A 14,049-nucleotide genomic window follows, 5' to 3' on the forward strand; every position below is an offset into this window, starting at 1 on the left:
CCTCCTCAGCGTGGCCGCGTTCAGACGACGGCCCGAGCGACAAGGGAAGGACGGCGATGGCACGGAGGAGATACCGAGCGCGGCTGCCGATGGCGGTCCTGGCGGCGGTGGCCGTGATGAGTACGTCGGCGGCCACCGGTTCGACGGCCACGGGGGCGGCCGCCGCCGGGCCGGGGCCGGAGAAGCCGACGATCCGCTACACCGAGTACGGCATCCCGCACATCATCGCCTCGGACTGGGAGGGGCTGGGGACGGGCTACGGATACGCGGCGGCCAAGGACAACATCTGCACCCTGGCCGACACCTATCTGATGGTCGACGCCCAGCGCTCCCGCCACCTGGGACCCGAGGGCAGGGCGAGCCCCGGCCAGAACCAGAACACCACCACGAACCTCAACAGCGACCTGTACTTCCAGCGCATCAAGGACAACAAGGTGGTGGAGCGGCTCCTCGCCATGCCCGCCCCCGAAGGTCCGGAGCCGAAGGTCGAGGAGGCCATCCGCGGCTACGTCCAGGGATACAACCGGTACCTCGCCGAGACGGGCGTGAACAACATCTCCGATCCGGCCTGCCGCGGCGCCGCCTGGGTCCGGCCGATCACGGAGCTGGACGTCTACCGGCACGCGCACGCCGAGATCATCATGGGCAGCGCCGACGCGCTCCTGGACGGCCAGGTGAACGCCGCACCCCCCGGTGCCTCGGCCGCCGCCCCCGCCGAGCGGCCGGCGTCCTCACCCGAGAAGACCGCGGCGAAGATCCGCGACGCGATGGCGGTGAGCCGTCAGCAGAGCATGGGCAGCAACGCGTTGGCGGTCGGCTCGCAGGGCGTCTCCGGCGGTACCAGCATGATGCTGGCCAACCCGCACTTCCCCTGGCAGGGCAAGAACCGGATGTGGCAGAGCCAGCTGACGATCCCGGGCGAGGTCAACGTCTCGGGGGCGAGCCTGCTGGGATTCCCCGCCGTGAACATCGGCTACAACGACAACGTCGCCTGGAGCCACACGGTCGCCACCGTGGCCCCGTTCGGGCTCTTCGACGTACAGGTCGATCCGCTGAACCCGACCATGTACCTGGTGGACGGCGCCTGGGAGCGGATGACCTCGCAGCGGGTCGAGGTCGAGGTGCTGAAACCGGACGGCTCCCTCGGCAAGGTCACCCGGACGCTGTGGTCCACCCGTTACGGCCCGGTCACCACCTCGATGCAGGGCGTCCCCCTGCCCTGGGTGGTCAGCGCCCACGCGGTACGCGACGTGAACATGCACAATCTGCGCGCGCTGAACACCTGGTTCCGCCTCGACCGGGCCAAGGACGTCCACGACGTGGTGGACATCCTGGAGGCCACCCAGGGCGTCCCCTTCTTCAACACGGTCGCCTCCGACCGCAAGGGCGACGCGCTGTACGCGGACATCCAGGCGGTCCCGAACATCACCGACGAACACGCGCGGTCGTGCCTCACCGAGACCGGCAAGGTGCTGTTCAACCAGTCGCTACGGCTGCCGAACACGCCGCCGGTCTCCATCCTCGACGGCAAGCGCAGCGCGTGCGACTGGCCCGACGACCCTAACGCGGTCGCGCCGGGGCTCCTCGACCCGCACAAGATGCCGCGCCTGATCCGGTCCGACTTCGTGGGCAACGCCAACGACAGCGCCTGGCTGGCCAACCCCGAGCAGCCGCTGACCTTCCCCCGGGTGATGGGCGACACCGCGGCACCCCGGTCGCTGCGTACCCAGGAACTCATCCTGACCGCGCGGAACCGGATCAACGGCACCGACGGTCTGCCGGGCCGTGGCTTCACACCGGAGACCATGGGGCAGTTGCTGTTCGCCGACAACAGCAGGGCGGCCGACCTCGCCCTGAACGCCACGGTGACGATGTGCCAGAACGTGGCCTTCGGACTCATCCTGGTGGACGGCACGCTGGTCAACGTGAGCGAGGCATGCCCGGTCCTCGCCGCCTGGAAGAGCCACGACTACACGTCCGACAGCCGGGGCTCCCTGCTCTTCGCGAACTACTGGTCCTTCCTGCTCAACGGGCAGGGGATCGAGAAGCTGCCGTGGCGGGTCCCCTTCGACCCCAAGAACCCGGTGCACACGCCCAATTCGCTGGACACCGGGAACTCCGCCGTCCGCGACGCCTTCGGCCGCGCCGTGCTCGCGCTGCGCAAGGCGGGCATTCCGCTGAACGCCCCCCTCTCGGACGTCCAGAAGGTCACCCGCGGCGGTGAGCGGATACCGATCCACGGCTCGCTCGGCCAACTGGGTGTGCTGAACGTGATCACTCCCGGCCAGGTCGACGGAGAACTGGACATCGTCTACGGGTCCAGCTTCATCCAGCAGGTGCGGTTCACCGCAGACGGCCCGCCGCAGGCGTTCTCCGTCATGGCCTACTCCCAGTCGGCCGATCCGAGTTCGCCGCACTACGCCGACCAGACCAAGCTCTTCTCGGCCGGGAAGTGGGTGACCGAACGGTTCACCGAGGACCAGATCGCGGCTTCACCGGAATTGCGGATCAAGGTTCTGAACTGAGCACGCCTCGAACGACGTCCCCAGGAGGAAAGCAGTGACAGCGAAAGCGAATTGGCGGCGACTCGCGGTGGCGTGGATGCTCGCCGCCGTGGCCGTGGTCGCGCCGACGGGTTCGGTACAGGCCGCCGGCGGCACCACCCCGCCGCCGATGGCGAACGGCTTCGGCCTGACCCAGGCCGGCCCGGCGACAGGAAGCGCCACCAACTTCTACCTCACCGTGACCACACCCGAGGTTTCGGGCGAACAGCACATCAAGATCATTCTCCCGAGCGGCTACTACGACGACCCGGACCGGCGCTATCCCGTGCTGTACTTCCTGCACGGGTCGCCCGACGACCCGATCCAGCAGAACTATCCGGCGCTGTCCATGTCGAACGAGATGATCACCGTCATCCCCGACGGCGGCGCCCGGAGCTGGTACGCCAACTGGCTCAACCAGAAGACGGTGCTGGGTGCCCAGAACTGGGAGAACTTCCACCTCAAGCAGGTGATCCCGTTCATCGACGCGAACCTGCGGACCATCGCCACCAAGAAGGCCAGGGCCGTCGCCGGCGTCTCCATGGGCGGCTTCGGCGCCTTCCACTACGCCCAGGCGCGCCCCGACCTCTTCAGCCAGACCGCGTCCCTGTCGGGTGACATCGACCTGTCGGCCCGCTCCATGGACCTGCGGATGGCCGTCGTCGCCTCCGTCACCGACGCGTTGGGTGCGATGTGCGCCTCGGCGTCGGGGTACTGCGACCCGAACGAATCCCCGTACAAGCCCGGTGTGGACAGCGACGCCCTGTTCGGCTCGCCCTACCCCGTGTTCAACGTCGACCGGCGGTGGAACGAGGTCGACCCGTCCCAGCACATGGACCGGCTCGACGGAATCGGCGTCTCCATCTACACGGGCGACGGCGGCGGCTCGCCGGTGAACATGGAGTTCTGGGTCTCGGGCGCGGCCAAGAACGTCAAGGCCGAGATGGACGCCCTGGGCATGCCCTACTACTACGTCAACTACGGCGACGGCTCCGGCTGGGGCACCCAGTGCGACGGCGGCCACAACGCCGGCTGCTGGGAACAGGACCTCCGCGACCTGATCCCCAGGCTGGAGAGGTCCTTCGCCTCCTGATCCCGACGCGCCGAGCGCCCGCCGTCGCCCCGTGGACCGCGTCAGCGGCGGACGGGACGACGGCGGGCGCGCGATCCGGCTCTGATCCGCCGGACGGGCCCTACGTGACCGCGGGGCCGGAATCGTTCAGCCAGGCCCATTCCGACCAGGTGGTGAAGCCGGTCTGCCACCGGTGATAGACGCCGGCGTGGCTGGTGCCGAACACCTCGATGCGGCCGTCGGCGTTGGTGCTCGCACCGATCGACGTGCCGCCGGTGCCGAAGGTCTCCCACTGCGAGAACGCGGCGTTCGGGCCGGTCTGCCAGGCGTGACTCGCGGTGGTCGAGTTGATGGCGAACACCTCAACCCGCCCGTCGACCGACCGCGAGGTGGTCAGCTCTGCGTCGGGTATCCCGCCGGCGCCGGTCCACTCCGACCACGAGGCCGGGCCGGTCTGCCAGCGGTGGAACACCCCCTCGGCGTTGGACGCGAACACCTCCAGCCTGCCGTCCTGGTTGTAGCTGGCGGTGACGGCGCGTCCCCCGGTGCCGAAGTTCTCCCAGGCGGACCAGCCTCCGTTCACGCCGGTCTGGTACAGGTGCTCGAACGTCGAGTCGGACAGCGCGAAGACCTCGAGTCGCCCATCGGGCGCGGTCTCCATGGCGAGTCGTGCGTTGGCCGGGCCGCCCTGGGTGCCTGCCCACGGGGCCCACCCGCCGCTGGGCGCTGTCTGCCAGCGGTGGAAGACGCCGTCGGCGTTGGAGGCGAACACCTCGATCCGCCCGTCGGCGTTGTTGCCCGCCGCCAGTCGGTGCCCGCCGGTGCCGAACTTCTCCCAGGCGGACCACCCGGCGCTGGGCCCGGTCTGCCACATGTGATCGAACGTACTGTCCGACAGCGCGAACAGCTCCAGGCGGCCGTCCGCGTTGGCCGCCACCGCCAGCTGGGCGTTGCGCGGACCACCCGCGAACCGCCACGTCGACCAAGCGCCGTTCACCGCGGTCTGCCAGGCGTGGTACACACCGTCGGCACCGGCGGCGAAAGCCTCGAGACGCCCGTCAGCGGACCGCCCGGACACGACCCGGCCGGAGGCGTACGGGTGCTTGGGGCCGCCGCTCGTGGCGGACCACAGCGCGTTGGCGATCAGCGTGGCGTCGCCCGCCTCGATCCCGTACAGATGACGCAAATCCTCCCGCGGTCGCTGCACACGCCAGCACACCTCGCCGATCGGCGCGTCGTTCCACCCGCCGCCCGGAAACTCGTCCTCCATCGCGTTGAGGAAGGCGTTGGTGGCGTAGACCGGGTCCAGACGCTGCTCCCGGCTGCCCCACCAGTCCTGCTGCTGGAACAGCCCGATGCTGGTGTGGTCGACGGCCTGGGAGTAGTTGTTCATGCTGGTCTCCACGATGATCGTCGCGATCGCGATCGCCGCGGCCCTCGGGTTGAGCCCCCGGTCCTTCACCGCCTGCGTGACCATCCGCGCGCAGGACATCTTGTACGCGTTGAGATAGCCGGCCATCTTCGCGCCGAGCTGCGGGTTGAGCTGGTCGGCCATGATGCCGTCGGTGGCCGACGGACCGGCCGGATCACACGGCTCGGTCGGAATGGCCATGCCCTCGGGGCCGGCGAAATACCGGGAGACGTCGGAACGGTCGCCGCCCGGGTCCGGAACGGGCTCGGGCCGGGCGACGGCGACCGAGGCGGTCAACCCGACGACCAACGCCCAGATGCCGGCCAGTAAGGCCAGTCTGGTGAATACGCGGTACAAGCCGCTTCCTGCCATGGTGTGCCTCTCCGTGGTGAACTCCGGTCGTTGCCGGCCGACGGTAGGGGGCACCCATGAAATGCCGATGGAATCGGCCCCGCGCGTTTCAGGGCCGCGTTTCACCGGGCCGCGTTTCATCGGGAGGTCATCGGCCGCTGCCAAGCTCCTGACGCGTAGACAGACCACATGGGGAGGATCGAAATGCGAGCGAAGAAGATGACGGCCGCGTTGGCCGGGCTTCTGCTGACGGCGGGGCTTTCGGTGGCACAGGCGTCCACGGCGCAGGCGGCGGCGACGGCCTCGTGCGAGGGCACCTACACGATCGTCGTCGGCGGCACGGGAAGCTCCTGGAACAACGACGGCTTCACCGGCAACATCCAGCAGCACGTCGGGTACCCCACCCAGATTCCCAACGGCGCGAGCGCCCGGGCGGGCGTCAACGAGCTGAACCGCCTCGTGCGCGACCAGCGAGCCGCGTGTCCGAACCAGCACGTCAAGATGGGCGGGTACTCCCTGGGCGCCGCGGTCGTGCACATCTGGGTCACCGAGAACTGGCAGACCTTCGACAACGTCAACGCCATCCTCATCGCCGACCCCAAGCGCCAGGGCGGCCCGGGCGCCAACGGAGGGTCCGTACCGTTCGGCGGCATCGTCGGAGCACCGCTCGCCGGTGCCGACAAGTTCTTCGGTGACGTACCGGTCAAGACGATCTGCCACTGGGACTACGTCTGCGACGAGTCCGCCGGCATCTGGACGTACCCGGGGAACCACATCAGGAACTACCCCCACGACTTCAACATGGACCACCACAACGACAGCGCCAACGAGCAGTGGTACAACGGCGCGTGGCACCCCGCGTCCTGGTGACAGCGGCGGGCCGTGATGACGGGCCGGTCGGTCACCGACTGGTCCTGATCACGGGCCGATCGGTCACCGGCCGGCCGTGATCACCGGCCGGGCGCCGACCCGGTCAGGGGGCTGAGGCCGAGACCGGCCTCGTCGCCGCGCAGAATCATCTGGTGCGCCCGCCGCAGCATCCGGCTCGGAGGAACCCCGAGGTCTTCGGCCAGACGGCGGCGGGCGCGCTCGAACATCGTCAAGGCGTCCGCCTGGCGCCCGTTCCGGTACAGCGCCCGCATCAGCATCGCGGCCACCGGCTCGTTGAGGGGGTGCGCCGCCGCCAGGGCGAACAACTCGGCGATCACCTCCGCGTCCTGGCCCAGGCGCAGCTGCCACTCCAGCTTCCGCTGCACGATGGCGATCCGGCGCTCGCCGAGCCGCAGCCGCTCCAGCTCGGCGAGCGGCCCCGGCAGACCGGCCAGGGGCTCCCCGCGGAACAGCTCCAGCGCCTGGGCGCAGAGGCGGACCGCCTCACGTGGTTCGCCCGCTCGATCGGCCTTCCCGATGGCGGTGACCAGCCGCTCCACGCGTGCCACGTCCACGTCGACCGCACCGGAGGCCAGCCGGTAGCCACGGAGTCCGCGCTCGATGACCGCGTCCGGACCGTCCCCGACGCGCAGGGCCTTGCGCAGCCGGTAGATGTACACCGGCACCACGTTCGCGACCGGCGGCTCCATCCCCCATACGTCATCGAGCAGTTCCTGCTGGCTGAGGGAGCGTCCCGCGCCCAGCGCCAGGGCCGCCAGGACGGCCTGCTGGCGCAGATGCCCCAGGTTCAGGGGCCGCCCGTCCCGCCATGCCCGCAGCGGCCCGAGGAGGGAGATCCGTACCGTCGGTCCCGCCGCTCGCGCGGCGATGGTCCGTGGTCTCACCGGCCGGGTGCGGGGGCCGCGTCCGGGGACGGCCAGACCGCAGTCGAAGGCGTGGACGATCGCGGCGGCCCGGTCGCGCAGGCCGAGCTTCCCCATGATCCGCGCGAGGTGCTCGGCCACGGCGTCCTCCGGGAGGCCGAGTGCGGCGGCGATCTCGTCGTCCCGCAGGCCGCAGCCGACCGCGGAGAGCACCTGGCGCTCCTGGCGCCTGAGCACGGTGGCGGTAGGGCGGTCGGTGATGACGGTCGTCGGCATCGCTGCTCCCGGGGCTCCGGACGCTCCGTCTGGCGAGCGCCGTCGACAAGCTAGTGGGGGGACCGTCGGGCAGGGCATCCGGAACGATCCGGAGTGACACACGCGCGGGAACGCGACATCACCCGTGGCGGGCCAGGGTGATGTCGCGGATCTGCCAGCCCGCTCCTGGCGCCCCCTGCTGGACTGATCGCGAAACGCGCTGCCTTACCCAGGACGGAACGCCATGCCGACCACGACCACGACCACCACCGCCTCCGCCGACGGCCAGGTCTCCCGTACCCGCTCCCCGTTGATGGGGTGGTCGGCCGTGGTCTCGGTGATGCTGGGGATCTTCGCCATCGTCACCACCGAGATCCTGCCGATCGGTCTGCTGACCTCGATCGGGTCGAGTTTTGGCGTCTCGGACGGAACGGCCGGGCTGATGATGACCATGCCGGGCTTCCTGGCGGCGATCGCCGCCCCGGCCGTCACCGTGGTCACGGCGCGGTTCGACCGCCGACTGATGCTGTGCGTGTTCGTGCTCCTGCTGGCGGTGGCGAACTTCCTCGCCGCCGTCGCGCCCGTCTACTGGCTCGTACTGATCTCCCGGATCATGGTCGGGATCACGATCGGCGGCTTCTGGTCGATCGGGGCGGGCTTGGCGGAACGGCTGGTGCCGCCGGCTTCGGTCGGCAGGGCAACGGCTGTGATCTTCTCCGCCGTCCCCCTGGGTTCCGTCCTCGGGGTGCCGATGGGCACCCTCATCGGGGATCTCGCCGGATGGCGAACGGCCTTCACCGTCATGGGCGTTCTGACGGCCGGCGTGCTGGTCATGCTGCTGCTGTGCGTGCCGCCGCTTCCTCCGGTCCGGGTGACCCGGCTGAGGGTGCTCGGCGGGCTGCTCCGGAACACCGGCACCCGCTTCGCGTTCCTGCTGACCTTCCTCGTCGTGCTTGCCCACTTCGGCACCTACACCTATGTGACACCGTTCCTGGAACAGGTCACCCACATCAGCGGCGCTCTGATCACCACCTTCCTGCTGGTCTACGGCGCCGCCGGCGTCCTCGGCAACTTCCTGGGCGGCGCCTGGGTGGGCCGGCGCCCGCGGACCGTCTTCGGGCTCGCGGGCGGTCTGATCGCCGCCGCGACCCTTCTGCTGCCCGTAGGGGGCCGCTCGCAGAGCGGCGTGCTGATCCTGCTGATCGTGTGGGGCATCGCGTACGGCGCCGTACCCATCGCGTCGCAGACCTGGTTCTCCAAGGCGGCGCCGCACGCCCCGGAAGCGGCATCCGTGCTGTTCACCGCCTCCTTCCAGGCGACGATCTCTCTCGGCGCACTCGCAGGGGGAGTCGTCCTGGACCGCACCTCTCCGTCGGCGGTCATGCTCCTCGGCGGTGGCACCGCGGCGCTCATGGCCCTCGCGGCCGGGGCACGCATCGCCGCACGCCTCACCGGGCCGGCGTCGCCGCTGGAAGAGACCGGACACCGGTGAGCCCGAGCCGGCGTCGCCGGAAGAGACCGGACACCGGTGAGCCGAGACGCGGCCGACTCACCCACAGGGGTGGTCGCTCTCCACACGCCGCCCGGCGGCACGTCGACGGGCCCTCCGCCGACGATCATGCCGACGTGATCACTCCCGATTCCACCCCAGCACCCGCCACCCCCCACCGCTCCCCGCGCCGACCGCGCACCGCGGCCGTCGTGGGGCTCGGCGCCCTGACGCTGCTGGCGTCGCTGTCCGCCCTGCCCGCCCGAGCCGTTCCCTCCGCGCCGGAACCCGGCCGGGCGGGACCGCCTTCGGGGCCGGTGGACGTCCTGGAGACCGGGACGGCCGCCTACCTGGACGCCGTCCGCGACGACCCGCGGCGGCTGCGCGCCTTCTTCCGCCACCTGCCCAAGGGCGGGGATCTGCACAACCACCTCTCGGGCGCGGTGTCCACCGAGTTCCTGATCGAACTCGCCGCCAGGGACGGGCTGTGCGTCGAGACCGCCTCGATGACCGCCGTCGCCGCGCCCTGCGGTGCGGGGACGCGGCCCGCCGCCGACGCCCGCACCGACCGCGCCTTCCATGACGCGATCGTGCGCGCCTGGTCCATGCAGGACTTCCCGCCCGGAGGCGACGGGCACGACCACTTCTTCGCCACCTTCGGCAAGTTCGGGGAGGTCACCTACCGCCACCGCGGCACCCTGCTCGCCGAGGTCGCCGAGAGCGTGGCGGCACAGAACCAGTTCTATCTGGAGACCATGGTCACCCCGGCCTCCGACGGCGCGAAGAAGCTCGCCGACCAGGTCGGCTGGGACGACGACCTCGCCGCCCTGCACGCGAAGCTCGTCGCCGGCGGCAAGCTGGAGCGGCTCGTGGCCGAGGCGCGCGCGGAGGCGGACGAGGCCGACGCCCAGTTCCGTACCGCCGCTCGCTGCGGCACCAGCCGCCCCGAACCCGCCTGTCGCCTCCCCGTCCGCTGGATCTCCCAGGTGTCGCGCGGCAGCTCGCGCGAGCGGGTCTACACCCAGATGGCCCTCGGCATGCGGCTGGCCGAACGCGACCCCCGGTTCGTCGCGGTCAACCTCGTCCAGCCCGAGGACGGGGAGAGCGCGCTGCGCCACTACAGCCTCCAGATGCGCATGCTGGCGCACCTGCGCGGGGCCTACCCCCGGGCCCATGTGACGCTGCACGCGGGAGAGCTGTGGCCCGGACTGGTCAAGCCCCAGGACCTGGCGTTCCACATCGCGGAGGCCGTCCACGTCGCCCGCGCGGAGCGAATCGGTCATGGCGTCGACCTCGTCCACGAGGACGACTGGCGGCGTACGGCCCGCACCATGGCCGTCCGGGAGATCGCCGTCGAGGTCCCCTTCACCAGCAACGCCCAGATCCTCGGCGTACGCGGCGCGGACCACCCGTTCGCCACCTACCGCGCCTACGGCGTGCCCGTCGTCCTGGCCACCGACGACCCGGGGGTCAGCCGGACCGACATCAGCCACGAGTACCAGTACGCCGCCGAGACCTACGGTCTGTCGTACCGGGAGCTGAAGGACCTGGCCCGGGCCTCGCTGGAGTACGCCTTCCTGCCCGGAGCGAGCCTGTGGCAGGGCAACCCCACCCGCGACGGCTACCGCCTCGGCGGCGTCTGCCGCGGCGAGCGCCCCGGCACGGCCGTGGGCAGTCCCGACTGCCGCCGTCTGCTGGCCACCAGCCCCAAGGCCGAGACCCAGTGGCGCCAGGAGACCGCCTTCCACCACTTCGAGCGGACCTTCGGCACCGGCCGCTGACCCCCGCCCCCAAGGAACCGACCACGCCCTGACGACGAGCTGACCAGGAGCTGACCGCGCCGGTGGTACCCGCCGGTGCGCCCAGTGGGCCCGTCCGAGCTGCCCGGGCGGCCGACCCGGGGGACGATAGAAGCTGTCGGGCCCGGAGCCGGCCCCATGGCGGCCGGGCCGGGCCGGGTACTCCTCCGGAGGAGGGCCTCCGGCGGCCGGTGGACGGAGGGAGACCTGACGTGGACGCGGCTGACGCCCTGGGCGCCGCCACCCCGTCCGAGCCGGGGGGCCTGCTGGACATGCTGGGCGTGGCGGCGGTGGTCCTCGACGCCGACGGGCGGATCAGGCTCTGGAGCCCCCAGGCGCAGGAGCTCTTCGGCTGGAGCGCGGAGGAGGCGCTCGGCCGGCCCGCCGCCAGGCTGCTCGTCGCCGAGGAGCACGCCGGTGTCGTCCTGGACCTCTTCGCCCAGGTCATGGCCGGAGGAGGAAGCTGGGCCGGAGTCTTCCCGATCCGTCACAAGGACGGCTCCACCCGTCTCATCGAGTTCCGCAACATGCGGCTGCTGGACCAGGACGGCGCACGGTACGCCCTGGGGATCGCCGCCGACGACACCGTCGTCCGCGGGATCGAGCGCAATCTCGCGCTCTCGGCGCAGCTCGTCGCCCAGTCCCCGACCGGCGTCGCGGTGGCGGACCCCGACCTGAACCTCGTCCTGACCAACCAGGCACTGGAGCGGATCACCGGCCGGCCCGCCCAGAGCTGCCTGGGCCGACCCGCCGCCGAGGCCCTGCCGTTCGAGGACGGCGAGGACGTCGAAGCGGCGATGCGCCAGGTCCTCGCCGACGGAGCGCCGCTGCTGAACCTCGCCGCCGTCGAGCGGACCGCGACCGCCGGGGAGGACGCCCGCGCGTGGCGGGTGTCGTACTTCCGCCTCGAGGACTCCATCGGACGGGTGATCGGCGTCGCCGTGACCCTGATCGATGTGACCGACCAGTACCGGGCGGACCTGCGGAGCGCCCAGGCCCGCCACCGCCTGGCACTGATCGCCGACGCCTCCACCCGTATCGGCACCACCCTCGACCTGGAGCAGACCGCACGCGAGCTCGCCGACTCCGTGGTCCCCGACCTCGCCGACATCGCCGCCGTCGACGTCCTGGACACCGTCATCCAGGCGCGGAGCACCTCACGCGCCCCCAAGGCGCCCGCCCTCTTCCGGGCCCTGGCCGTCAAGACGGCGTACCCCACCAGCGCCGCCGACGTCGCCGACCCGGTGGGCGAGATCACCCGGTACGAGGCCGACCGCCTGGTCACCCGCTGCGTCGCCACCGGCCGGACGGTCCACCTCGCCCACGTCCGCACGGAGGACCTGCCGCACATCGCCCGCGACGAGCACGCGGCCACCGTCCTGGCCGGTGCGGGCGTCCACTCGTACCTCGCCGTGCCCCTGACCGCCCGGGGCGAGGTCCTCGGCGCGCTCGACCTCAAACGCGCCCGCAACCCCCTGCCCTTCACCGAGGACGACATCCTGCTGGCCGAGGAGCTCGCCGCCCGCGCCGCCGTGTGCATCGACAACGCCCGCTGGTACCAGACCCAGCTCCAGGCCGCCACCACCCTCCAGCGCCATCTGCTGCCGCGCACTCCGCCGCACGCGCCGGGCCTTACGGTGGCCTGCCGCTACCAGCCGGCCGGAGCGGCGGGCCACGCCGGCGGGGACTGGTTCGACATCATCCCGCTCACCGACGGCACCACCGCCCTGGTCGTGGGGGACGTCATGGGCTCCGGCATCAAGGCCGCCGCCACCATGGGGCAGCTGCGCACCGCCACCCGGACCCTCGCCCGGCTCGGCGTCCACCCCGCCGAGATCCTCCACCACCTCGACCTGCTCACCCGCGAACTCGAGGAGACCATCGCCACCTGCGTCTACGCGCTGTGCGACCCCCACGCCGCGACCTGCCACATCGCCCTGGCCGGCCACCCGCCTCCGGCACTGCTGCTGCCGGGGAAGGACCCCGCTCTCCTCGACCTGCCGACCGGCGCGCCCCTGGGGGCGGCCGAGGACGTGCCCTTCACCACCACCTCCTTCGACCTCCCGCCCGGCAGCCGCCTCTTCCTCTACACCGACGGCCTCCTGGAGACCCGCCGCCACTCCCTCGACGTCCGTATGGACGCCCTCCTGCAGCAGCTCACCGGCCCCCCGATGCCGCTCGAAGCGACCTGCGACCACCTCCTCGCGACCCTGCCCGACCCCGAGAGCCACGACGACATCGCCCTGCTCATCGCCGAGGCCACGGCCCCGGCCCGGGAGGACGCGGGTGCCTCCGGGATCAGACCCAGTTGATCTCCGTCCGGGCCAGCAGGGGATCGTCGACCAGCTCCCACAGCGGTACCGAGACATTGCCGAGGCGGTAGCGGCCGCCGAAGTGGAGGGCGAGGACCCGGTGATCCGCGAGGTCGAGGACCGGGGAGCCGCTGTTGCCGCCGAGGGTGGAGCAGTCGTGCTTCATCACGAGGCCGCCCGGGGCGAACTCCGTGGCCGTGCCCGGCTGGAGCCGCTTCACGTTGTACACGTCCATGAAGATCCGGCGCATCGACTCGGGTTCGTTGCGGCGCCCGTCCCATGCCGGGTAGCCGATCACGTACACCGGCCGGCCCGGCACGCTCGCGGGCGCGTCGGCGGCCACCGCCAGGGGCGTGGGCAGCGCCGCGCCGTCCGGCGGGGCGACGCGCAGCAGGGCCAGATCCACGTCCGGGTGGATCCCGATCACCTCGGCGATCTCGTACGGGAGGGGTCCGTCGGCCGGTGCGGCGGACGGATCCGCGACGAGCTCCTCGCCCGGGTCGACGCGGGCCGACATGCCCTGCTGGAAGGCCCAGCCGGCGCCGTCGGTCCGGCTGAACTCCACTGCCACGTGCCGGTTGGTCATCACCGTCTCCGGGCCGACGAGGAACGCCGTACCGACCCAGTCCAGGTTCGGATGACCGGCGACCTCCACCCGGCCGACCCGGGCGATCGACTCACGGATCGCCGCCCGGCCGGCGTCGAGCACGGACCAGTCGCCGGGCTGGGAGGCGAAGTCCTGGCCCTGGACGAGGATCGCGGGCCGGCCCTCCAGGAGGACGATCGCCTCCACGCCGAAGTACTCGTCCTCGTCGATCTCGTCCGCGCGGCCGCCGGCCAGTTTCTCCAGACCGCTGACGCCCGCTTCCAGGACCCGGGCCCGCTCCTCCTGCGCGAAGCGGGAGATCTGTCCGGCCGGGGCGTCGTCCGCCGGACGGTCCTCCACCGACTCGGAGATCTCCGCCTCCAGGCTGTCGCGCACCCGCGCCGCCACGCTCCTCAGATCGTCGAAGATCCGCTCGGGATCGGTCGCGACCGGTGATCCGTGTCCCATCTCCCGACA

General features: G+C 71.5%; 9 protein-coding genes. 6 read left to right on the plus strand and 3 right to left on the minus strand.

Features of this window, described 5'->3' with window-relative positions; genetic code table 11:
- The first annotated feature begins 56 nt into the window (after positions 1-56).
- Both ACIRB4_RS16545 and ACIRB4_RS16550 read left to right on the plus strand, forming a co-directional pair.
- Positions 57-2,525, plus strand: a complete 2,469-nt coding sequence (locus tag ACIRB4_RS16545; protein ID WP_403291802.1) for a penicillin acylase family protein — start codon at positions 57-59, stop codon at positions 2,523-2,525.
- A gap of 76 nt (positions 2,526-2,601) precedes the next feature.
- Positions 2,602-3,636 (plus strand): alpha/beta hydrolase, encoded by a 1,035-nt coding sequence (locus ACIRB4_RS16550; protein WP_403291872.1) that lies wholly within the window; start codon positions 2,602-2,604, stop codon positions 3,634-3,636.
- Positions 3,637-3,736: 100 nt separating this feature from the next.
- Here ACIRB4_RS16550 and ACIRB4_RS16555 read toward each other — a convergent pair whose 3' ends face one another.
- The gene (locus ACIRB4_RS16555; protein ID WP_403291804.1) at positions 3,737-5,398 is read right to left on the minus strand and encodes a peptidase M23; all 1,662 of its coding nucleotides are present in this window, start codon (positions 5,396-5,398) and stop codon (positions 3,737-3,739) included.
- Between the two features lie 183 nt (positions 5,399-5,581).
- Between ACIRB4_RS16555 and ACIRB4_RS16560 the strand changes: the two genes are divergently transcribed.
- Positions 5,582-6,247 (plus strand): cutinase family protein, encoded by a 666-nt coding sequence (locus ACIRB4_RS16560; protein ID WP_403291806.1) that lies wholly within the window; start codon positions 5,582-5,584, stop codon positions 6,245-6,247.
- An 80-nt stretch (positions 6,248-6,327) separates the two neighbouring features.
- On the opposite strand, the gene ACIRB4_RS16565 is transcribed toward ACIRB4_RS16560, so the two are convergent.
- Positions 6,328-7,407, minus strand: coding sequence for a BTAD domain-containing putative transcriptional regulator (locus ACIRB4_RS16565; protein WP_403291807.1), 1,080 nt, complete (start codon positions 7,405-7,407; stop codon positions 6,328-6,330).
- A 223-nt stretch (positions 7,408-7,630) separates the two neighbouring features.
- On the opposite strand from ACIRB4_RS16565, the gene ACIRB4_RS16570 reads away from it, so the two are divergent.
- The 3 genes from ACIRB4_RS16570 (at position 7,631) to ACIRB4_RS16580 (ending at position 12,986) form a co-directional block, all read left to right on the plus strand.
- Entirely contained in the window at positions 7,631-8,878 is a 1,248-nt protein-coding gene (locus tag ACIRB4_RS16570) for an MFS transporter (RefSeq protein WP_403291809.1), read from the plus strand.
- A gap of 209 nt (positions 8,879-9,087) precedes the next feature.
- Entirely contained in the window at positions 9,088-10,656 is a 1,569-nt protein-coding gene (locus ACIRB4_RS16575; RefSeq protein WP_403291873.1) for an adenosine deaminase, read from the plus strand.
- Positions 10,657-10,946: 290 nt separating this feature from the next.
- Positions 10,947-12,986 carry a SpoIIE family protein phosphatase gene (locus ACIRB4_RS16580; protein ID WP_403291875.1) on the plus strand — a complete coding sequence of 680 codons (2,040 nt, stop codon included), beginning with the start codon at positions 10,947-10,949 and terminating at the stop codon, positions 12,984-12,986.
- On the opposite strand, the gene ACIRB4_RS16585 is transcribed toward ACIRB4_RS16580, so the two are convergent.
- Positions 12,973-14,040, minus strand: coding sequence for a trypsin-like serine peptidase (locus ACIRB4_RS16585; RefSeq protein WP_403291811.1), 1,068 nt, complete (start codon positions 14,038-14,040; stop codon positions 12,973-12,975). The two genes, ACIRB4_RS16580 and ACIRB4_RS16585, sit on opposite strands and share 14 nt — an antisense overlap.
- Between the last annotated feature and the right edge of the window lie 9 nt (positions 14,041-14,049).

This window comes from Streptomyces sp. NPDC093600 (genome assembly GCF_044764755.1).
Lineage (GTDB): Bacteria > Actinomycetota > Actinomycetes > Streptomycetales > Streptomycetaceae > Streptomyces.

Excerpts from the sequence above, each read along its gene's own strand:
- ACIRB4_RS16545 (WP_403291802.1), top strand. The coding sequence starts at position 57 with ATGGCACGGAGGAGATACCGAGCGCGGCTGCCGATGGCGGTCCTGGCG.
- ACIRB4_RS16550 (WP_403291872.1), top strand. The coding sequence starts at position 2,602 with ATGCTCGCCGCCGTGGCCGTGGTCGCGCCGACGGGTTCGGTACAGGCC.
- ACIRB4_RS16555 (WP_403291804.1), bottom strand. The coding sequence starts at position 5,398 with ATGGCAGGAAGCGGCTTGTACCGCGTATTCACCAGACTGGCCTTACTG.
- ACIRB4_RS16560 (WP_403291806.1), top strand. The coding sequence starts at position 5,582 with ATGCGAGCGAAGAAGATGACGGCCGCGTTGGCCGGGCTTCTGCTGACG.
- ACIRB4_RS16565 (WP_403291807.1), bottom strand. The coding sequence starts at position 7,407 with ATGCCGACGACCGTCATCACCGACCGCCCTACCGCCACCGTGCTCAGG.
- ACIRB4_RS16570 (WP_403291809.1), top strand. The coding sequence starts at position 7,631 with ATGCCGACCACGACCACGACCACCACCGCCTCCGCCGACGGCCAGGTC.
- ACIRB4_RS16580 (WP_403291875.1), top strand. The coding sequence starts at position 10,947 with ATGCTGGGCGTGGCGGCGGTGGTCCTCGACGCCGACGGGCGGATCAGG.
- ACIRB4_RS16585 (WP_403291811.1), bottom strand. The coding sequence starts at position 14,040 with ATGGGACACGGATCACCGGTCGCGACCGATCCCGAGCGGATCTTCGAC.